The organism is Streptococcus sp. Marseille-Q5986, from assembly GCF_946902915.1.
GTDB lineage: Bacteria > Bacillota > Bacilli > Lactobacillales > Streptococcaceae > Streptococcus.
Genome location: NZ_CAMPPY010000003.1, coordinates 100,705 through 122,829 on the forward strand (window position 1 = coordinate 100,705; position 22,125 = coordinate 122,829).

16 protein-coding genes, 1 tRNA gene, 2 pseudogenes and 1 riboswitch are annotated in these 22,125 nt (G+C 39.3%); of the genes and pseudogenes, 12 read left to right on the plus strand and 7 right to left on the minus strand.

The features are described from left to right. Positions 1-108 precede the first annotated feature (108 nt). Positions 109-1,515: a 6-phospho-beta-galactosidase gene (gene lacG, locus OVN21_RS05790; protein ID WP_267247660.1), complete on the plus strand. Its 1,407-nt coding sequence runs from the start codon at positions 109-111 to the stop codon at positions 1,513-1,515. A 41-nt stretch (positions 1,516-1,556) separates the two neighbouring features. Further along, entirely contained in the window at positions 1,557-1,814 is a 258-nt protein-coding gene (locus OVN21_RS05795) for a DUF3884 family protein (protein ID WP_267247661.1), read from the plus strand. Positions 1,815-2,105: 291 nt separating this feature from the next. On the opposite strand, the gene OVN21_RS05800 is transcribed toward OVN21_RS05795, so the two are convergent. The 4 genes from OVN21_RS05800 to nrdH form a co-directional block, all read right to left on the minus strand. Beyond that, positions 2,106-2,867 (minus strand): DeoR/GlpR family DNA-binding transcription regulator, encoded by a 762-nt coding sequence (locus OVN21_RS05800; protein ID WP_267247662.1) that lies wholly within the window; start codon positions 2,865-2,867, stop codon positions 2,106-2,108. A 287-nt stretch (positions 2,868-3,154) separates the two neighbouring features. Next, positions 3,155-4,117: a class 1b ribonucleoside-diphosphate reductase subunit beta gene (nrdF, locus tag OVN21_RS05805; protein ID WP_000451364.1), complete on the minus strand. Its 963-nt coding sequence runs from the start codon at positions 4,115-4,117 to the stop codon at positions 3,155-3,157. A gap of 150 nt (positions 4,118-4,267) precedes the next feature. Beyond that, positions 4,268-6,427, minus strand: a complete 2,160-nt coding sequence (gene nrdE / locus OVN21_RS05810; RefSeq protein WP_267247663.1) for a class 1b ribonucleoside-diphosphate reductase subunit alpha — start codon at positions 6,425-6,427, stop codon at positions 4,268-4,270. An 80-nt stretch (positions 6,428-6,507) separates the two neighbouring features. Continuing rightward, positions 6,508-6,726, minus strand: coding sequence for a glutaredoxin-like protein NrdH (nrdH, locus tag OVN21_RS05815; RefSeq protein WP_000259247.1), 219 nt, complete (start codon positions 6,724-6,726; stop codon positions 6,508-6,510). A gap of 348 nt (positions 6,727-7,074) precedes the next feature. Here nrdH and OVN21_RS05820 point away from each other — a divergent pair, with 348 nt between their 5' ends. The 5 genes from OVN21_RS05820 (at position 7,075) to OVN21_RS05840 (ending at position 15,488) form a co-directional block, all read left to right on the plus strand. Beyond that, positions 7,075-7,338 (plus strand): phosphocarrier protein HPr, encoded by a 264-nt coding sequence (locus OVN21_RS05820; protein ID WP_000146949.1) that lies wholly within the window; start codon positions 7,075-7,077, stop codon positions 7,336-7,338. Between the two features lie 5 nt (positions 7,339-7,343). Further along, positions 7,344-9,077, plus strand: a complete 1,734-nt coding sequence (gene ptsP / locus OVN21_RS05825) for a phosphoenolpyruvate--protein phosphotransferase (protein ID WP_267247664.1) — start codon at positions 7,344-7,346, stop codon at positions 9,075-9,077. A 252-nt stretch (positions 9,078-9,329) separates the two neighbouring features. Beyond that, the gene (locus tag OVN21_RS05830; RefSeq protein WP_267247665.1) at positions 9,330-11,873 is read left to right on the plus strand and encodes a pneumococcal-type histidine triad protein; all 2,544 of its coding nucleotides are present in this window, start codon (positions 9,330-9,332) and stop codon (positions 11,871-11,873) included. 188 nt (positions 11,874-12,061) lie between these two features. Further along, entirely contained in the window at positions 12,062-12,979 is a 918-nt protein-coding gene (locus OVN21_RS05835) for a metal ABC transporter substrate-binding protein (protein ID WP_267247666.1), read from the plus strand. A gap of 7 nt (positions 12,980-12,986) precedes the next feature. Continuing rightward, complete coding sequence (locus OVN21_RS05840) at positions 12,987-15,488, plus strand: pneumococcal-type histidine triad protein (protein WP_267247667.1); 2,502 nt, start codon at positions 12,987-12,989, stop codon at positions 15,486-15,488. A gap of 190 nt (positions 15,489-15,678) precedes the next feature. Here the strand turns inward: OVN21_RS05840 and pepT are convergent. After that, positions 15,679-16,902, minus strand: a pseudogene (gene pepT, locus OVN21_RS05845) (peptidase T). Positions 16,903-17,047: 145 nt separating this feature from the next. On the opposite strand from pepT, the pseudogene hemH reads away from it, so the two are divergent. Continuing rightward, positions 17,048-17,957, plus strand: a pseudogene (gene hemH, locus OVN21_RS05850) (ferrochelatase). A 41-nt stretch (positions 17,958-17,998) separates the two neighbouring features. Here hemH and mscL read toward each other — a convergent pair. Next, entirely contained in the window at positions 17,999-18,376 is a 378-nt protein-coding gene (mscL, locus tag OVN21_RS05855; RefSeq protein WP_000916790.1) for a large conductance mechanosensitive channel protein MscL, read from the minus strand. A gap of 81 nt (positions 18,377-18,457) precedes the next feature. Continuing rightward, positions 18,458-18,889 (minus strand): GtrA family protein, encoded by a 432-nt coding sequence (locus OVN21_RS05860; RefSeq protein WP_000742997.1) that lies wholly within the window; start codon positions 18,887-18,889, stop codon positions 18,458-18,460. A gap of 28 nt (positions 18,890-18,917) precedes the next feature. Next, positions 18,918-19,014: riboswitch (PreQ1 riboswitch) on the plus strand. Here OVN21_RS05860 and OVN21_RS05865 point away from each other — a divergent pair. The 4 genes from OVN21_RS05865 (at position 19,012) to dapA (ending at position 22,119) form a co-directional block, all read left to right on the plus strand. Beyond that, entirely contained in the window at positions 19,012-19,521 is a 510-nt protein-coding gene (locus OVN21_RS05865) for a QueT transporter family protein (RefSeq protein WP_000737071.1), read from the plus strand. (Overlaps the previous riboswitch by 3 nt.) A 99-nt stretch (positions 19,522-19,620) precedes the next feature. Continuing rightward, a tRNA-Thr gene (locus OVN21_RS05870) sits at positions 19,621-19,693 on the plus strand. Positions 19,694-20,051: 358 nt separating this feature from the next. Continuing rightward, the gene (locus tag OVN21_RS05875; RefSeq protein ID WP_267247668.1) at positions 20,052-21,128 is read left to right on the plus strand and encodes an aspartate-semialdehyde dehydrogenase; all 1,077 of its coding nucleotides are present in this window, start codon (positions 20,052-20,054) and stop codon (positions 21,126-21,128) included. A 55-nt stretch (positions 21,129-21,183) separates the two neighbouring features. Then, positions 21,184-22,119 carry a 4-hydroxy-tetrahydrodipicolinate synthase gene (gene dapA, locus OVN21_RS05880; protein WP_267247669.1) on the plus strand — a complete coding sequence of 312 codons (936 nt, stop codon included), beginning with the start codon at positions 21,184-21,186 and terminating at the stop codon, positions 22,117-22,119. Positions 22,120-22,125: the final 6 nt, after the last annotated feature.

Consider the following 22,125-nt stretch of genomic DNA (forward strand, 5'->3'; position numbering starts at 1 on the left):
ATGTCACAATTCTGTGACTTGGTACAAAAAGTGAGATGGAGAAGGATGCCTCACTGACTCCTCTCCTCTCACTTTTACTTTATTTAAAACAAGAAATAGGTGAAAAATATGACAAAAACATTACCAAAAGACTTTATTTTCGGTGGCGCAACAGCTGCCTATCAAGCAGAAGGCGCTACACATACTGATGGTAAAGGACCAGTTGCTTGGGATAAATATCTTGAAGATAACTACTGGTACACTGCAGAACCAGCCAGTGATTTTTATAATCGTTATCCAGTTGACCTAAAGCTAGCAGAAGAGTATGGTGTCAATGGTATTCGAATTTCTATTGCTTGGTCACGTATTTTCCCAACTGGTTACGGTCAAGTAAATCAGAAAGGTGTCGAGTTTTATCATAATTTATTTGCAGAGTGTCACAAACGTCATGTTGAGCCTTTTGTAACTCTTCATCACTTTGACACACCAGAAGCTCTACACTCAAATGGAGACTTCTTAAACCGTGAAAATATCGAACACTTTGTAGACTACGCTTCCTTCTGTTTTGAAGAATTTCCAGAAGTTAACTTTTGGACTACTTTTAATGAAATTGGACCAATCGGTGATGGTCAATACTTGGTTGGGAAATTCCCTCCAGGTATCCAGTACGACCTTGCCAAAGTCTTTCAATCACACCACAATATGATGGTGTCTCATGCACGCGCGGTAAAATTGTATAAAGAGAAAGGCTATAAAGGTGAAATTGGTGTTGTTCATGCCCTGCCTACTAAATATCCTCTAGATCCTGAAAATCCAGCAGATGTTCGCGCTGCTGAGCTAGAAGATATCATCCACAATAAATTTATCTTGGATGCAACTTACCTAGGTCGCTATTCAGTTGAAACGATGGAAGGTGTCAACCATATTTTATCCGTCAATGGTGGCAGCTTGGATTTGCGTGAAGAAGATTTTGTTGCATTAGAAGCCGCAAAAGACTTGAACGACTTCCTAGGAATTAACTACTATATGAGTGACTGGATGGAAGCCTTTGATGGAGAAACTGAAATCATTCATAATGGTAAGGGTGAGAAAGGAAGCTCTAAATATCAAATCAAAGGTGTTGGTCGTCGTGTAGCTCCTGATTATGTACCACGTACGGATTGGGATTGGATTATCTACCCTCAAGGTTTGTATGACCAAATCATGCGTGTCAAGAAAGATTATCCGAACTACAAGAAGATTTACATCACTGAAAATGGTCTTGGATATAAAGATGAGTTCGTTGATAACACTGTTTACGATGATGGCCGTATTGATTATGTCAAACAACACTTAGAGGTCTTGTCTGATGTTATTGCAGATGGAGCTAATGTAAAAGGTTACTTCATCTGGTCATTGATGGACGTCTTCTCATGGTCAAACGGTTATGAGAAACGTTATGGTCTCTTCTATGTAGATTTTGAAACTCAAGAACGTTATCCTAAGAAATCAGCTCACTGGTACAAGAAAGTAGCGGAAACTCAAGTGATTGAGTAGTAGAATGGTCATTAGATATAGAATTCTAGTGAGGCAAAAAGATGTTCAAAAATTTTATCCAATCTATTTATGAAAAAGTTTATATTATCAATTTTGATAAATGTTCTCAAATACCTTGTTTGACGAATGAAGAACTGAAAAGCCTTGGGAAATGGTATGTCTCGACCGGTAAAGAATGGATTTGTCATTTAGATTATGAGCTGGAAGAATTTAAAAATCTATTTTTAAATTTTATCAATCCTGAAGAATGGGATACTATCTCCTTTGATTCAGATTTTATGCTGTTTCAACAATCGTAACCAATTTCCCAAAAAGTTAAATCTTATATCTAGTACTCTGCAAAATTCTTATCTAATCACGTTTCTTATACTCAATGAAAATCAAAGAGTAACTTTAAACTAGAAAGCGAGTCGCAGGTTTCTCAATGCATAGCTTTGAGGTTGCAGATAAAGCAATTGGGCAAAAAGTCTTTGATACAGAAAAACGCATAATATCAGGTGTTGAAAAACCTTGATACTATGCATTTTATTGCGGGAAGATTTACTTTTTTTCTTCTGAAATTGAGTTGTTACCCAGAATCTTTCAGTTTATTAAGGCTTGATGACTTTAGTAAGTTTAGATAGCTCAAGAAGGATTGAATCACTTAGTTTAGAATCTGAAACAATAGTATCAAGATTTGCTACATTATAAAAAGTATAAAAATCAAACTTATTGAACTTACTATGATCTGCGAGTAAATATTTTTTATTAGAATTATTTAAAGCGATGCATTGAGCCTCTCCCTCTTCCTCGCTAAAAGTAGCTAGAGCTCCGTTTTGAATACCATTACAGCTAACGAAAGCTTTAGAAAATTGGAGATTAGAGAGATTTTGTAGGGTCAATGTGCCAACAAAAGCACCTGTAATATCGCGATAATTTCCACCTATCAAAATCAAATCTGTTAATTTTCGTTCGCTTAAAATCAGAAAAACAGGTAGACTGTTGGTCACGACGCGGATATTGTCAATAGGCAACTCACGCGCAAAAAATTCTAATGTTGTTCCTGGTCCAATGAAAATAGTTTCTCTTTCTTCTACTAGACTGCCTGCAAAACGGGCTATCTCTTGTTTTTCTGCCGTTTGGAGAGCTTGTTTTTCAATATTTGATCGCTCATTAGTCAAAAGGGAGTTGGTTCGAAGTTTTTCAGCTCCACCATGCACACGAATCAGCAAATCTTTATTAGCTAATTCCTGTAAATAGCGCCTTGCAGTCATATCTGAAACGGCTATTTCGTCCATAATCTGTTTAACCGTTATGGTTCCTTTACTATTTACTGTCTCTAAAATTTTGGTTAATTTTTCTTGTTTGAGCATATTATCACCTCGTTTCCTACTACTATCTTACCATAAACTAGCTCATCATTCAAATACAAAAACAACAAAATAAAACAAAAACAAAAATATCGAGGTTTGTTTTCAAAACTTTCGATATTTTTATTAAGTTATTATTTTGTTGTTTCAAGTTTACTTTTTGATGGTTAAGAGTGGTGGAGAATTATACTCAATAAAAATCAAAGAGCAAACTAGGAAGCTAGCCGCAGGCTGTACTTGAGTACGGCAAGGCGAAGCTGACGTGGTTTGAATTTGATTTTCGAAGAGTATTAGTCCAAACCGTAGTTGTAGTCATCATCTTGCATGGCTTCAACTTCACCAAGGAGGTAACCATTTCCGACTTGAGAGAAGAAGTCGTGGTTAGAAGTTCCTGTTGAAATTCCGTTCATAACGATAGGATTGACATCATCAGCTGAATCTGGGAAGAGTGGATCTTGTCCTAGATTCATAAGGGCCTTATTGGCATTGTAGCGAAGGAAGGTTTTAACTTCCTCAGTCCAGCCAACACCGTCATAGAGACTTTCTGTATAACCTTCTTCGTTCTCGTAGAGAGTATAGAGCAGGTCGTACATCCATTCTTTAAGTTTTTCTTGCTCTTCTTCAGGTAATTCATTGAAACCAAGTTGGAATTTGTAACCAATGTAGGTTCCGTGAACAGATTCGTCACGAATAATCAGTTTGATGATTTCCGCAACGTTGGCCAACTTGTTATTTCCTAGATAGTAGAGGGGAGTGAAGAAACCTGAGTAGAAGAGGAAGGTTTCAAGGAAGACGCTAGCCACTTTCTTTTCAAGTGGGCTACCGTTTAGGTAAATTTCGTTGACAATCTCAGCCTTCTTTTGTAGGTAGGGATTAGTGTTGGTCCATTCAAAGATTTCTTCAATTTCAGCCTTGGTATTCAACGTCGAAAAGATAGAAGAGTAAGATTTAGCGTGGACAGATTCCATAAATTGGATGTTATTGAAAACAGCTTCCTCATGTGGTGTACGGATGTCTGCGCGAAGGGCTTGAACCCCAGTTTCAGATTGCATAGTGTCGAGAAGGGTTAAACCACCAAAGACTTTTCCAACCAAGTCTTTCTCTTTGTTAGATAGCTTTCTCCAGTCATCCAAGTCATTTGACAAGGGAATACGTGTATCAAGCCAGAATTGCTCCGTCAGTTTTTCCCAAGTTGATTTGTCGATGACATCTTCGATGGCATTCCAGTTAATGGCTTTGTAGTAAGTTTCCATTTGAAATCTCTTTCTGTGTTTAGTATTGCGAACTCACAATCATCTCTATTTTATCATAGTCTGAGAAGAGTATCGCACAAAAAGTCGGAAGACCGACTTTTTGGTTTTTCATAGTATTTAAGATACTTGTCCAAATTTAGTTTGGTGTGATTAAATCACACAGCTTTCACATTGGTTAGCACCAACTTCTCCACCGTCGTCTGTAAAGGTACGGACGTAGTAGATAGACTTGATACCTTTGTTAAAGGCATAGTTACGAAGGATAGACAAGTCACGTGTCGTTTGCTTATTTTCCTTCTTCCATTCGTAAAGACCTTTTGGAATGTCACTACGCATGAAGAGTGTGAGTGAAAGTCCTTGGTCCACGTGCTCAGTCGCAGCAGCGTAAACATCAATCACTTTACGCATATCCATGTCGTAAGCAGAAGTGTAGTAAGGAATGGTTTCTGTTGACAATCCAGCAGCAGGGTAGTAGATTTTCCCGATTTTCTTTTCTTGACGTTCTTCGATACGTTGCGTAATCGGGTGGATAGAAGCAGAAACGTCATTGATGTAACTGATCGAACCATTTGGAGCAACAGCTAGACGGTTTTGGTGGTAAAGACCATCTGCTTGAACCTTGTCGCGAAGTTCAGCCCAGTCAGCAGCACTAGGGATAAAGACATCTTTGAAGAGTTCTTTAACACGGTCTGATTTTGGAACAAACTCGCCAGTTATATACTTATCAAAGTAGCTTCCCTTAGCATAGTCTGATTTTTCAAAGTTATGGAAGGTAATACCACGTTCACGCGCGATATTGTTTGACTCAACCAAGGTCCAGTAGTTCATAAGCATAAAGTAGATACTTGTAAACTCAATAGACTCAGGCGATCCATATTCAATCAATTGTTGGGCAAGGTAGCTGTGAAGTCCCATAGCACCAAGACCAAAAGTATGAGCTTGGCTATTTCCATAGTCAATCGTAGGTACAGCCACGATGTGTGAACTATCTGTAACGAAAGTAAGGGCACGAACCATAGCACGGATAGAACGACCAAAGTCAGGTGAGGTCATCATGTTGACCACGTTGGTTGAACCAAGGTTACATGAAACATCTGTTCCCATTTGAAGGAATTCTTGAGCATCGTTGATCAAGCTTGGTTCTTGGACTTGAAGAATCTCAGAACACAAGTTACTCATGATAATCTTTCCATCAACAGGATTTGCACGGTTAGCCGTATCAATGTTGACGACATAAGGATAGCCAGACTCTTGTTGCAATTTGGAGATTTCAGTTTCCAAATCACGCGCCTTGATTTTTGTCTTGCGAATATTTGGATTTGCAACTAGTTCATCGTATTTTTCAGTAATATCGATGTAGTTGAATGGCACACCGTATTCTTTTTCTACAGAGTAAGGGCTGAAGAGGTACATTTCTTCATTTTTACGAGCCAATTCGTAGAATTTATCTGGTACAACGACACCAAGTGAAAGGGTCTTGACACGAACTTTTTCATCGGCGTTTTCTTTCTTAGTTGAAAGGAAGGCGATGATGTCTGGGTGAAAGACATTGAGGTAAACCACCCCAGCACCTTGACGTTGACCCAATTGGTTGGAGTAAGAGAAGCTGTCTTCGAAGAGTTTCATAACTGGAACGACTCCAGAAGCTGCTCCTTCATAGCCTTTGATAGGTGCACCAGCTTCACGAAGGTTGCTGAGGGTAATTCCCACACCACCACCGATACGTGAAAGTTGAAGGGCAGAGTTGATTGAACGTCCGATAGAGTTCATATCATCAGTGACTTGGATCAAGAAACAAGATACCAACTCTCCACGACGAGCACGTCCAGCATTTAAGAAGGAAGGAGTAGCAGGTTGGTAGCGTTGGTGGATGATTTCATTGGCAATATCGATGGCAATAGCTTCATTCCCATCAGCAAAATAAAGAGCGTTAAAGAAGACACGGTCTTCCATACTTTCAAGATAGTATTCACCGTCATTAGTCTTCAAGGCATATTGATTGTAAAATTTATAAGCAGCCATGAAAGACTTGAATTGGAAGTTTTGATCTTTGATAAATTGTGACAATTCTTCCAAAAATTCTGGACGGTATTTCTTGAGAAAGGCTGTTTCGATGTAGTTGTGTTCAATGAGGTAGTTGATTTTATCTTTAATTGAATCAAAAACCATAGTGTTTGGAACCACATTTTCTTTAAAGAAGGCATCCAAGGCTTCCTTATCTTTATGAAGCATGATTTGTCCATTAACAGGACGGTTGATTTCGTTATTAAGACGGAAGTAAGTCACGTCTTCAAGATGTTTTAATCCCATAAAATTTCCCTTATCTAATTACAAAAGAAAGGCTTCTAAGTTAGCCCTAGAAGCAGTTTCTTCTGGATGATGTACTAAGCTTATGCTAATTGTTTCAATTTTCCTGGTTGGAAACCTGAAAAGACTTCAGTTGGTGTTTGGATAACAGGAGCTGCGCTGAAACCAAGCTCTTTAACTTGATCGATGTACTCAGGTTGCTCATCAAGATTGATTTCACGATAAGAGACATTATTACTGTCCAAGAAACGCTTGGTCATTTTACATTGGACACAGTTGTTTTTAGAATAAACGGTTACCATTGTGTAACTCCTCTTCAAAATTTAATACTATCTTAGTATATCAGAAAATAAATTTTTGTCAACGATTTGAACTAAATATAGTGGTGTTCTTTTGTTGTTTTTATATACAAACACAATATATAGTGTTTGTTTTATAAAACAGCAATGATTATCCTATAAATCGTTTTTAAAGAAACTATATCCTGTGTTTTGTTATCTAGGATAGAAGATTTTCAGCAAGTTATCAGAAAGGAAAACGAAGAAAATCCATAAAATACTTGAAAAATTATCTAGAAGGTGATATAATACAGTCTTGTAAGGGTTATCACATATAATCCAAATAAGAAACAATTAAAGGAGAGTCAAACTATGGCTTCTAAAGATTTCCACGTAGTGGCAGAAACAGGTATCCACGCACGTCCAGCAACATTGTTGGTTCAAACTGCTAGCAAATTTGCTTCAGATATCACTCTTGAGTACAAAGGTAAATCAGTTAACCTTAAATCAATCATGGGTGTTATGAGTCTTGGTGTTGGCCAAGGTGCTGACGTAACTATCTCAGCTGAAGGTGCAGATGCAGATGACGCTATCGTTGCAATCTCAGAAACAATGGAAAAAGAAGGATTGGCATAAGGAAAATGACAGAAATGCTTAAAGGAATCGCAGCATCAGACGGTGTTGCAGTTGCAAAAGCATATCTACTCGTTCAACCGGATTTGTCATTTGAGACTATTACAGTCGAAGATACAAACGCAGAAGAAGCTCGCCTTGATGCCGCTCTAAAAGCATCACAAGACGAGCTTTCTGTTATTCGTGAGAAAGCAGTAGGTACGCTCGGTGAAGAAGCTGCTCAAGTTTTTGACGCTCACTTAATGGTTCTTGCTGACCCAGAAATGATCAGCCAAATCAAGGAGACAATCCGTGCGAAGAAAGTGAATGCAGAAGCAGGTCTGAAAGAAGTGACAGACATGTTTATCACTATCTTTGAAGGCATGGAAGACAACCCATACATGCAAGAACGTGCAGCGGATATCCGCGACGTGACAAAACGTGTATTGGCAAATCTCCTTGGTAAAAAATTGCCAAACCCAGCTTCTATCAATGAAGAAGTGATCGTGATTGCGCATGACTTGACTCCTTCAGATACAGCTCAATTGGACAAAAACTTTGTAAAAGCTTTTGTAACCAACATTGGTGGACGTACAAGCCACTCAGCTATCATGGCGCGTACACTTGAAATCGCGGCAGTATTGGGTACAAACAACATCACTGAAATTGTTAAAGATGGTGATATCCTTGCTGTTAACGGTATCACTGGTGAAGTGATTATTAACCCAACTGATGAGCAAGCGGCAGAATTCAAGGTTGCTGGTGAAGCTTATGCGAAGCAAAAAGCTGAATGGGCACTTTTGAAAGATGCTCAAACAGTGACTGCTGATGGTAAACACTTTGAATTGGCTGCTAATATCGGTACTCCAAAAGACGTTGAAGGTGTCAATGCCAACGGTGCCGAAGCTGTTGGTCTTTACCGTACAGAGTTCTTGTACATGGATTCTCAAGACTTCCCAACAGAAGACGAGCAGTATGAAGCTTACAAGGCTGTACTTGAAGGAATGAACGGTAAACCTGTTGTCGTTCGTACAATGGATATCGGTGGAGATAAGGAACTTCCTTACTTCGATATGCCTCATGAAATGAACCCATTCCTTGGATTCCGTGCCCTTCGTATCTCTATTTCTGAAACTGGAGATGCAATGTTCCGTACACAAATCCGTGCCCTTCTTCGTGCTTCTGTTCATGGTCAATTGCGTATCATGTTCCCAATGGTTGCACTTTTGAAAGAATTCCGTGCAGCTAAAGCAGTCTTTGATGAAGAAAAAGCAAACCTTCTTGCTGAAGGAGTTGCAGTTGCGGATGATATCCAAGTTGGTATCATGATTGAAATCCCTGCAGCAGCCATGCTTGCAGACCAATTTGCTAAAGAAGTTGACTTCTTCTCAATTGGTACAAACGACTTGATCCAATACACAATGGCGGCAGACCGTATGAACGAGCAAGTTTCATACCTTTACCAACCATATAACCCATCAATCCTTCGCTTGATCAACAACGTTATCAAGGCAGCTCACGCTGAAGGTAAATGGGCTGGTATGTGTGGTGAGATGGCTGGTGACCAACAAGCTGTTCCACTTCTTGTTGGAATGGGCTTGGATGAATTCTCTATGTCAGCAACATCTGTCCTTCGTACACGTAGCTTGATGAAGAAACTAGACACAGCTAAGATGGAAGAGTACGCAAACCGTGCCCTTACAGAATGCTCAACAATGGAAGAAGTTCTTGAACTTCAAAAAGAATACGTTGACTTTGATTAATGGAAAAATCCCTGCAACTAGGTTGCAGGGATTTTTTGATATTTTAAAAAGAATTTTCAAGAAAATCTTTCTTATAGAGAGTCCAACCTTGAAAAAGTAGTGGTCAGAACAAAAAATACTTAACTGGTTCATAAAATTCTTGACAAGTTGAAGATTTAGGAGTAAACTATTAACCAGTTAAGTAATAGAGAGGAGTTTCTGCGATTTAGAAATGAATTGCAACTAGAAATATCAAATAGAAAGAGAGTTTCGATGAAAATTAATAAAAAATACCTAGCAGGTTCTGCGGCAGCCTTGATTTTAAGTGTTTGTTCTTATGAGTTGGGACTGTATCAAGCCAGAACGGTCAAAGAAAATAACCGTGTGTCTTACGTTGATGGAAAACAAGCAGCGCAAAAAACGGAGGATCTCACTCCTGATGAGGTTAGCAAGCATGAAGGCATCAATGCCGAACAAATCGTCATCAAGATCACGGATCAAGGTTATGTGACTTCTCATGGGGATCATTATCATTACTATAATGGCAAGGTTCCTTATGACGCTATCATCAGTGAAGAGTTGCTGATGAAGGATCCAAACTATACACTAAAAGACGAAGATATTGTCAGTGAAATCAAGGGTGGTTATGTCATCAAGGTGGACGGAAAATACTATGTCTACCTTAAGGATGCAGCCCACGCAGATAATGTCCGTACGAAAGAAGAAATTAATCGACAAAAACAAGAGCATAGTCAGCATCGTGAAGGAGGAACTTCAGCAAACGATGGTGCGGTAGCTTTGGCACGTTCACAAGGACGCTACACCACAGATGATGGCTACATCTTTAATGCTTCTGATATCATTGAAGATACTGGTGATGCTTATATCGTTCCTCACGGCGACCATTACCATTATATTCCTAAGAGCGAGTTATCAGCCAGCGAGTTAGCTGCCGCAGAAGCCTTCCTATCTGGTAGAAGTGGTCAATCAAATACGCCTACTTATCGCCGTACCAATAGCAACAGTGCTAGCAGCGTTGTAGATAGATGGACCCCATCCTATCATAATCAAGGCAGTGGCTATACGAACACAAACACAGCTAACAACAGTAGCGACGATAGCCAAGCAAGTCAAAGCGATGAGGATATTGATAGCCTTCTGAAACAACTTTACGCCTTGCCACACAGTCAACGACACGTGGAATCTGATGGCCTTGTCTTTGATCCAGCACAAATTACAAGTCGAACAGCTAGAGGTGTTGCAGTGCCACATGGCGACCATTACCACTTCATCCCTTACTCTCAAATGTCTGAATTGGAAGAACGAATCGCTCGCATCATCCCACTTCGCTATCGTTCAAACCATTGGGTGCCGGATTCAAGACCAGAACAACCAAGTCCACAACCAACTCCGGAACCTAGTCCAAGCCCGCAACCTGCACCAAATCCTCAGCCAGCTCCAAGTAATCCAATTGACGAAAAATTGGTTAAACAGGCGATTCGAAAAGTAGTTGATGGCTATGTATTTGAGGAGAATGGAACCTCACGTTATATTCCTGCTAAGGAACTTTCAGCTGAAACAGCAGCAGCCATTGATAGTAAACTAGCCAAGCAAGAAAGTTTAACTCATAAGCTTGGATCTAAGAAAACCAACCTCCCATCTAGTGATCGAGAATTTTACAATAAGGCTTATGATTTACTAGTAAGAGTTCATCAAGATTTACTTGATAATAAAGGGCGCCAAGCTGATTTTGACGCTTTGGATAAACTGTTGGAACGTCTCAATGATGCCTCAAGTGATAAAATCAAGTTGGTGGATGATATCCTGGCCTTCCTAGCACCGATTCGTCATCCAGAACGTTTAGGAAAACCAAATGCGCAAATTGCCTATACTGATGATGAGATACAAATAGCCAAACTGGCAGGCAAGTATACAACAGAAGACGGTTACATCTTTGATTCTCGTGATATCACCAGTGATGAGGGGGATGCCTATGTAACTCCACATATGACCCATAGTCATTGGATTAAGAAAGATAGTTTGTCTGAAGCCGAAAGAGCGGCAGCCCAGGCTTATGCTAAAGAGAAAGGTTTGACCCCTCCTTCGACAGACCATCAGGATTCAGGAAATACTGAGGCAAAAGGAGCAGAAGCAATCTACAATCGAGTGAAAGCAGCTAAGAAGGTTCCACTTGATCGTATGCCTTACAATCTCCAACATACTGTGGAAGTTAAAAACGGAAGTTTGATTATTCCTCATTATAACCATTACCATAATATCAAATTTGAGTGGTTTGACGAAGGAATTTATGAGGCACCTAAGGGGTATAGTCTTGAGGATCTCTTTGCGACTGTCAAGTACTATGTCGAACATCCAAATGAACGTCCGCATTCAGATAGTGGTTGGGGAAATGCAAGTGACCATGTTCAAAGAAACCAAAATGGTCAAGCTGATACCAACCAAATGGAAAAACCAAACGAGGAGAAACCTCAGACAGAAAAAACTGAAGAAGAAAAGCCACGCGAAGAGAAACTGCAAAGCGAGAAACCAGAATCTCCAAAACTAACAGAGGAACCGGAAGAAGAATCACCAGAGGATCCAGAAGAACCTCAGGTTGAGACTGAAAAGGAAAAGGTTGAAGTGAAGTTAAGAGAGGCTGAAGAGCTACTTGCAAAAATCCAAGACCCCATTATTAAGTCCAATGCTACCGAAACTCTTACTGGATTAAAGAATAATCTGTTATTTGGTGCCCAGGACAACAATACCATTATGGCAGAAGCTGAAAAGTTGTTGGCTTTATTAAAGGGGAGTAAGTAAAGGTAGCAGTATTTTCTAACTCCCAAAAACAGGATAGGAGAACGGGAAAACAAAAAATGAGAGCAGAATGTGAGTTTTAGTTCTCATTTTTTTCATGAAAATGTACAAAATATCTTGACAGATAGTGTAAATAAAGGTAAACTATTTACTGGTTAATTAATCAGTTAAACACTAGTTAAGGAGTAATGATGAAAAAAAGAACAATACTATTATTGATGGCCAGTGTGTTGGCTCTTGTCTTAGGAGCATGTAATCAAAAAGAAAAACAAGAAGCAAAAGGGCTCAAGATTGTAACAAGTTTTTACCCGATCTATGCCATGGTCAAAGAGGTATCGGGTGACTTGAATGATGTTCGGATGATTCAGTCAAGTAACGGGATTCACTCCTTTGAACCGTCAGCAAATGACATTGCTGCTATCTATGATGCGGATGTCTTTGTCTACCATTCTCATACACTCGAATCTTGGGCGGGAAGTCTAGATCCTAACTTGAAAAAATCTAAAGTTAAGGTTCTTGAAGCTTCTGAAGGGATGACTTTGGACCGCGTCCCAGGGCTAGAAGATGTAGAAGCTGGTGACGGTATTGATGAAAAAACACTTTACGATCCGCACACTTGGTTAGATCCTGAAAAAGCAGGCGAAGAGGCCCAGATTATCGCTGACAAACTTTCAGAGGTTGATAGTGAGCACAAAGAAACTTACCAGAAAAATGCTCAAGCCTTTATCAAAAAAGCTCAGGAATTGACTAAGAAATTCCAGCCTATTTTTGAAAAAGCGAGTCAAAAGACCTTTGTTACCCAACACACAGCCTTTTCTTACCTCGCTAAACGTTTTGATTTGAAACAACTTGGTATTGCAGGGATTTCCCCTGAACAAGAGCCAAGTCCGAGACAGTTGACCGAAATCCAAGAATTTGTCAAAACATATAATGTCAAAACGATCTTTACTGAGAGCAATGCTTCCTCTAAAGTTGCTGAAACCTTAGTCAAATCAACAGGAGTTAGTCTGAAAACTCTTAATCCTTTGGAAGCAGACCCCGAAAACGACAAAACGTACTTAGAAAATCTAGAAGAAAATATGAATGTTCTTGCAGAAGAATTAAAATGAGGAGATTATGAAAATTAATAAAAAATACCTAGCAGGTTCTGCGGCAGCCTTGATTTTAAGTGTTTGTTCTTATGAGTTGGGACTGTATCAAGCTAGAACAGTCAAGGAAAATAATCGTGTTTCCTATATAGATGGAAAACAAGCGACGCAAAAAACGGAGAATTTGACTCCTGATGAGGTTAGCAAGCGTGAAGGAATCAATGCTGAGCAAATCGTCATCAAGATAACAGACCAAGGCTATGTCACTTCACATGGCGACCACTATCATTATTACAATGGCAAGGTTCCTTATGACGCTATCATCAGTGAAGAGTTGCTGATGAAGGATCCAAACTATACACTAAAAGACGAAGATATTGTCAGTGAAATCAAGGGTGGTTATGTCATCAAGGTGGACGGAAAATACTATGTCTACCTTAAGGATGCAGCCCACGCAGATAATGTCCGTACGAAAGAAGAAATTAATCGACAAAAACAAGAGCATAGTCAGCATCGTGAAGGAGGAACTTCAGCAAACGATGGTGCGGTAGCTTTGGCACGTTCACAAGGACGCTACACCACAGATGATGGCTACATCTTTAATGCTTCTGATATCATTGAAGATACTGGTGATGCTTATATCGTTCCTCACGGCGACCATTACCATTATATTCCTAAGAGCGAGTTATCAGCCAGCGAGTTAGCTGCCGCAGAAGCCTTCCTATCTGGTAGAAGTGGTCAATCAAATACGCCTACTTATCGCCGTACCAATAGCAACAGTGCTAGCAGCGTTGTAGATAGATGGACCCCATCCTATCATAATCAAGGCAGTGGCTATACGAACACAAACACAGCTAACAACAGTAGCGACGATAGCCAAGCAAGTCAAAGCGATGAGGATATTGATAGCCTTCTGAAACAACTTTACGCCTTGCCACACAGTCAACGACACGTGGAATCTGATGGCCTTGTCTTTGATCCAGCACAAATTACAAGTCGAACAGCTAGAGGTGTTGCAGTGCCACATGGAGATCATTACCACTTCATCCCTTACTCTCAAATGTCTGATTTAGAGCAGAAGATTGCGAGAATGATTTCTGTAAAAGGACAAAATAACGGAAACAACAGGCCAGTAAATACTCAAAAGCCAGCAAACAGTACAGTTGAGCATACATTTTTAGGAAATTCAATTAAGGCTTATGGTAAAGGTCTGGATGGCAAACCATACGATACTAGTGATGGATATGTATTCAGTAAAGATTCTATCTATTCAGTTGATAAATCAGGCATTATAGCGAGACATGGAAATCATTTCCATTATGTGGGATTTGGAGAGTTAGAACAGTTCGAATTAGATGAAGTTAGCAAGTGGATGAAGGAAAAAGGCCAACCTAATGAGAGTGTTATTCCTTCAGAGAGTATGGATAACAAAGAAAAACCAAAATTTGATTCAAAAAAAGTGACTGGTAAAGTGACTAAAGATGGTAAAGTTGGTTATGTTCTTAAAGAAGACGGAAAGGAATATTTCTATTCTCGAGATGAACTTGATCTTACTCAAATTGCTTTTTCTGAACAAGAACTCATGCTTAAGGATCGAGATCATTATCGCTATGATATTGTGGATACAGGGATCAAACCACGATTGGCTGTAGATGTCTCAAGTTTGCCGATGCATGCGGCGAATACTACCTATGATACTGGCACTTCATTCATTATCCCACACATTGATCATATTCATGTTGTGCCTTACTCATGGTTAGAGCCTGATCAAATTGCGACTATTAAATATGTCATGCAACACCCTGAGGTTCGTCCCGAAGTTTGGTCTAAGCCAGGTCACGAGGACTCTGGATCAGTTATTGCTAATGTAACTCCTCTTGAAAAACGCGCTGGAATGCAGAATTGGCAAATTATCCATTCTGCTGAAGAAGTTCAGAAAGCTCTTGCGGAAGGTCGATTTGCAACTCCAGATGGTTATATTTTTGATCCGAAAGATGTATTGGCAAAAGAAACTTTTGTATGGGGAGACAAATCATTTAGTATTCCAAGAGCTGGTGGAGGTTCATTGAGAAGTATCACTCAATCCCACTTGTCAGAAGTAGAATGGAAACAAGCGCAGGACTTAATAGCCAAAAGGATGAAAGAAAAAGAATCCAAAACTGAAACGTCTACGCATCATAATGAAGAATTAAAACCTGATTCAAACAATACTGAAAATAGTGATAAAAATAAGACTACTGTAGATAAAACTGAGGAGCAACCAAAGAAAAATATAAGGGAAAATGAGACTGGTGCAACCAACGAAATTCCTTCAGAAAATAAAGAAAACTCCAAAGAAGAAAGTGATGATGATTTACCAAACTATGGATTAGATAAAGTAACTTTAAATGAACATATAGAAAAGTTAGCAAAAATTGCACAAATCGATCCTAAGTTTCTAATCTTTCAGCCAGAAGGGGTTCAGTTTTACAATAAAAATGGAGAATTAGTGATGTATGACATTAAGACTCTTAAACAAATAAAACCATAGTAAGATTCTTGGTGATTGTAATACATTTGAGAGGATATTGTTCTGCTTTGAAAGAATGATATCCTTTTTATTACAGTTTCAAAACAAAAATGTACTGTATATGGCTGATAGCAAGCATAAAGCAAAACCGAGACAAGTACTCAACCAAAGGAATAAAAAAAGGCGAAGTAGCCGAGCTACCTCGTCTTTTTTAGTCTTTATAAGATACAATGCCAATGATGGTATCCACCGCACGCTCCATGGTCTGAAGACTAACGTATTCAAAACGTCCATGCATGTTTTCCCCACCCGCAAAGATATTTGGAGTTGGGATTCCCATAAAGGAAATCTTAGAACCATCTGTTCCACCACGAATTGGTTCGATAATAGGTGTGATACCTAAATCTTCCATAACAGCTTTAGCAATGGTAACGGGCGTCATATCTTTCTCGATGACTTCTTTCATATTGTAGTACTGGTCAGTGAGAGTGAGTGTCACGCGGTCATTCCCAAGTTCTTGATTCATCTTGTCAGCGATAGACTGCATAGCTGCTTTACGCGCTTCAAATGCATCTTTTTCAAAGTCACGGATGATGTAGCTTGCACGCGCCTCCTCGACACTACCTGTCACATCCATAAGATGATAGAAACCTTGGTAACCTTCTGTCAGTTCAGGACGATCATTCTCAGGAAGTTGATTATGAAAATCAATTGCTAACTGAAGGGCATTGACCATCTGTCCTTTAGCAGTACCGGGATGAACATTGCGTCCTTGGAAATGGAGTTCAGCAGCTACTGCTGAGAAAGTCTCGTACTGAAGTTCACCTAGTGGACCACCATCAACAGTGTAGGCAAAATCCACATCAAAATCTTCTGCATCAAATTTATTGGCACCAACACCGATTTCTTCATCTGGTCCAAAACCGACACGGATTTCACAGTGTTTGATTTCAGGATGAGCAGTCAGGTATTCGATAGCAGTCATAATCTCAGCAATTCCTGACTTGTCATCAGCCCCCAGCAAAGTCGTGCCATTGGTTGTGATGAGGGTTTAACCTGGATATTTTTCAAGACTCTTGAAATCAGCAGGATCCAGTTTAAAGCCTGAATCACCTAGGTTGATAATCCCACCGTCATAGTTTTCGATGACTTGCGGATTAACACCCTCGGCATTAAAGTCAGCTGTATCCATGTGGGAGATAAATCCAATCTTACGTGTCAAGCTCAGATCATTAGCTGGCAAGGTCCCAATGGCAAAACCATTTGGGAGGTAGTAAATATTTTGCAGGCCGACACGTTTCATTTCAGGAATAAGAACATTGGTCGCAAAATTTACCTGGCTCTGGGTACTTGGAGTAGTAGTAGAGTGTTCATCAGAACGCGTGTTGACCTTAACGTAGGTTAAAAAACGTTCCAAAAGGTTCGGATAAGACATAAAAACTCCTTTAATATCATTTTTTTCATTGTATCATAGAATGGAGAGAAAAACAAAGAGGAGTAAATAAAATGAATGGAAGCGTTCACTTAATATATATTTCATGGTACAATGGTAATTGAAAAAATATCACAAGAACATATCAATGAAAAAAGCAATTTTAATGATGATATTCGGCTCGCCAGAAGAGATTACCTTTTTTTCTCGCCCCTTTATCCCTGATGTGATCAAGCAGATGGAGGTTGATGGCGTTGAAGAGTGTATTTGTTTGATTTTAGAACCACATTATTCCTTCTACCCGGTTATAGGGTGTGAGAAGTTTCTGGAGAGCTAGCAAATACAATTTTTAGTCATTAAGGATTGGTATTAGCAACAATCTTTGCTGGACTTTTGGACAGATGAGATTAGCAAAATTTTACGAAACCATGTGAGAGAAGATTCTTTTAAGGTGATTTTTTCAGCCCACAGTGTTCCAATTTTTGCCTTGGACTTTGGAGCTCCTTATATTGATCAGATTTTTGATAATAGCAAGTTGAGAGCAGAGCAACTCAGTCTAACAGCAGATCAGTATACCAATACTTGGCAGAGCGAAAGTGATATAGGAATTCCTTGGATTAAGTCAGATGTACTCGAGTATTTGAGAGAACAGAAACAACAGCCAAAGCATTATAATCTTTGTCCCAATCAGTTTTATCAGTGAGCATATTGAGGTTCTTTTTGATAACGATGTAGAATGTTATGAATTATGTCAAGAATTAGGTGTAACCTACCATCGACCACCTATGCCAAACACAGATTCCCGTTTAATTGATGCTTTAGTCAATACAGTTGGAGTCAATGAAAATCAAGAGTTTAAGGAATTTCTCCCAGAAGAAGAGACCTTTGATGAGTTAGTTCCTTCAGACGAGACGAAAAACATTTTGGCTGAATCTGAAGATTTACAAATGCCAGAATTTGTGAAAAAACTGATTGAGAAAAAAGGGCGGGAGAATGTTAAGATGCCTTATTTTATCAAAAAAATGCTTGAAAAAGCAGGCAAGTTACCCAAAGAGTAAAGAAAAAAGGATTTAGCTTTGCGCTAGATCCTTTTAATCGATTATTTTTTCTCAAGGAGAGCTTTTATTTCTTGAAGGACTTCCAATTCGGTTGGTTTTTTTTCGGCAGTTTTTTCTTCCTTTATGCCAGTCAGTTTCTGTGCTTTTTCAATGCCCTTGATAATAAAGAAGAGGGCGGTACCCACAAAGATAAAATTGATAATAGCACTTAAGAAGTTACCATAGCCGACTCCATGCCAAGAAAGTTGAGCGATACGTTCAACTTTAGCAGCTTTCAAAGCGGGATTTAAAATAAGAGGAGTGATAATGTCGTTTACAAGTGAAGTAACGATAGCACCAAAAGCAGAGGCAATTACAACACCGACAGCAAGGTCAATAACATTTCCTCGAAGCAAGAACGATTTTAGATTTTTTAACATACTGTTTTCCTTTCAATGTTTCGTGTTTCATTGTATCCTAAATCATTATAGAAGGCAATTAAAAGGCTCATAAATGGAGCATTATTTTCTAAAAATATAGACCTTGCTCAAGATATAATTGATGATAATAATGAATATTTGTGCAATTATTGTTTCAATAGCATTTATCTTATCAATGTTTTCAGTTACGAATTGCCCTATGATGTGAGGAAATTGGGTTACAAAGAGAAAAGTTAAAAACAAGTCTAACAGAAAAGTAGAAAGGCGAGCAAGAGAAAATTTCACTAAACGGATAAGTCTATTTTTCTTTTTTTGCTTAAATACAATCGTATCATTTGTGATAAAGGCAAATAAGATACCGATAATATTTGCCAAGGCCGTAGCAAGGAGTTCCTGATGACTTAGTTGATAAATGACTAGTCGTGAGAGAATCGAAACTAGAGTTGTTGCAAGGCCAAAAAAGAGATAGGCTAAGATTTCATTGTTAAAAAATTTTTGAATAGGTTTTTTCATGCTTTAAGTATAGCATAAAGCAGGCTATTGTGCTATACTAGTAAGGTTGAATAAAGCAACCCTTGGTGCTTAGCTTCTTTCACCAAGCATATTACACGCGGATAACCGCCAAAGGAGAAAAGATGAAAAAATTAACTATTCGTGATGTTGCAGACATTGCAATTGTTGCTGCTATTTATGTCGTTTTGACTGTCACACCGCCCCTAAATGCCATTAGCTATGGTGCTTATCAGTTTCGTATTTCAGAAATGATGAACTTTATGGCTTTTTACAATCCTAAGTACATCATCGGAGTTACCATCGGTTGTATGATTGCTAATTTCTTTAGCTTCGGACTGCTAGATGTCTTTGTTGGTGGTGGATCAACCCTAGTATTCCTTAGTTTAGGTGTTTGGCTTTTTGCAAAATATAGTAAGGATTACCTCTTTAACGGATTGATTCGAAAAGATCATTTCTTCTTTTCAATCCTCTTTTCAATTTCTATGTTTACTATCGCTGCAGAGTTAAATATTGTAGCAGAATTACCATTCTTCCTTACTTGGTTCACAACAGGGATCGGTGAATTTGCCTCATTGATTATTGGAGCGATTATCATTGGTAAAATTGGTCGTCGAATCGATTTAAGCAAATAGAACAGGACAAGCTAGGTAGCCTTTACCTGGCTTTTTCTTATAGAAAATTTCTAAGGAAACTTGACAAGCTTTTCTGATTATAGTATACTTTTCAAGTAAGCTGATTTAGCTCAGTTGGCAGAGCGCATCCATGGTAAGGATGAGGTCGCCGGTTCAATCCCGGCAATTAGCATGATAGAGACGAAATGACCTTGGGAGACCAAGGTTTTTCTTATCTACCTGTATAAATGAAGTCAAAAGCGTTTTGCCTGTTGACAAAAGTGACTCTATCTAGTAGAATAGTAGTTGCGATGAGTCGATAGGTAATCTTCGGATTACTATTGAGCATAAGGAGGCCATAACGCAGGAGCGGACCTTGATGAGTTGTGTGAACCTGCTCATCACATGAAGATGCCTCTTAGTCCCTGGTCAATGACTAGGGATTTTTAATTTTCAGAAAATATAACCCCAAAATGCTTTTCAATTTCTGGAAAAAGTAGTATAATACATATATTATAGAAATTTTTAGAAAATTCCGAAAGAGGTTGCTTATGGGATATACAGTTGCTGTAGTCGGCGCGACAGGTGCTGTCGGTGCTCAGATGATAAAAATGTTGGAAGAATCAACACTTCCAATCGATAAAATTCGTTTACTTGCTTCTGCACGTTCAGCGGGCAAGACTTTGAAATTTAAAGATCAAGATACTACAATTGAAGAAACGACTGAAACAGCTTTTGAAGGAGTTGACATTGCTCTCTTTTCAGCAGGTGGTTCGACATCAGCTAAGTATGCACCATACGCAGTTCAAGCTGGAGCGGTAGTAGTGGATAACACATCTTATTTCCGTCAAAATCCTGATGTACCATTGGTTGTTCCAGAGGTCAATGCTCACGCACTTGATGCCCACAACGGTATTATTGCCTGCCCTAACTGTTCAACAATCCAAATGATGGTGGCTCTTGAGCCGGTCCGCCAAAAATGGGGCTTGGACCGTATCATCGTTTCAACTTACCAAGCCGTTTCAGGTGCTGGTATGGGTGCGATTCTTGAGACACAATGTGAACTTCGTGAAGTATTGAATGATGGAGTGAAACCACGTGATTTGCATGCGGAAATCTTACCTTCAGGCGGTGACAAGAAACATTATCCTATCGCTTTTAACGCTCTTCCACAAATCGATGTCTTCACTGACAATGATTACACTTACGAAGAGATGAAGATGACTAAGGAAACTAAGAAAATCATGGGAGATGATAGCATTGCAGTTTCAGCAACATGTGTGCGCATTCCAGTCTTGTCAGCTCACTCTGAGTCTGTTTACATCGAAACAAAAGAAGTGGCTCCAATAGAAGAAGTCAAAGCAGCTATCGCAGCCTTCCCAGGTGCTGTCCTTGAAGATGATGTCGCTCATCAAATTTATCCTCAAGCCATCAATGCAGTGGGTTCGCGTGATACCTTTGTTGGTCGTATCCGTAAAGACTTGGATGCTGAAAAAGGAATTCACATGTGGGTTGTTTCAGACAACCTGCTCAAAGGTGCTGCTTGGAACTCAGTTCAGATTGCAGAAACTTTGCACGAACGTGGCTTGGTTCGTCCAACTGCCGAATTGAAATTTGAATTAAAATAGTCATATTGTTTAGGAGTTCAGATGAACTCCTTCTTTGAAATAGAGAGGTGTTTTCATGTCTTATCAAGATTTAAAAGAGTGTAAAATCATCACGGCCTTCATTACCCCCTTCCATGAGGATGGTTCCATTAACTTTGATGCCATTCCAGCCTTGATTGAGCATTTATTGGTCCATCATACAGACGGCATTCTTCTAGCTGGAACGACTGCTGAGAGTCCAACTTTAACCCACGATGAGGAGTTGGAACTCTTTGCGGCTGTACAAAAGATTGTCAATGGACGCGTTCCTTTGATTGCGGGTGTAGGTACTAATGATACGCGTGACTCTATCGAGTTTGTCAAAGAAGTCGCAGAATTTGGCGGTTTTGCTGCTGGTCTTGCTATTGTACCTTACTACAACAAACCTTCTCAAGAAGGAATGTATCAGCATTTTAAAGCCATTGCAGATGCTTCTGATTTACCAATTATTATCTATAATATTCCAGGTCGTGTGGTTGTTGAATTGACTCCAGAAACTATGCTTCGTTTGGCTGACCATCCAAATATTATTGGTATCAAAGAATGTACTAGCTTGGCTAATATGGCATACTTGATTGAGCACAAGCCAGAGGAGTTCTTGATTTATACTGGTGAGGATGGAGATGCTTTCCATGCTATGAATCTTGGTTCGGATGGGGTTATTTCTGTTGCCTCCCATATAAATGGGGATGAGATGCATGAAATGTTCACTGCCATTGCAGAAAGTGATATGAAGAAAGCTGCAGCTATTCAGCGCAAGTTCATTCCTAAGGTTAATGCCCTCTTCTCTTATCCAAGTCCTGCTCCAGTTAAGGCCGTTCTTAACTATATGGGATTTGAAGCTGGACCCACTCGTCTACCTCTTGTTCCAGCACCAGAAGAAGATGCCAAACGCATTATCAAGGTTGTTGTAGATGGTGACTATGAAGCGACTAAGGCAACTGTAACAGGGGTTTTAAGACCAGATTACTAATAAGAC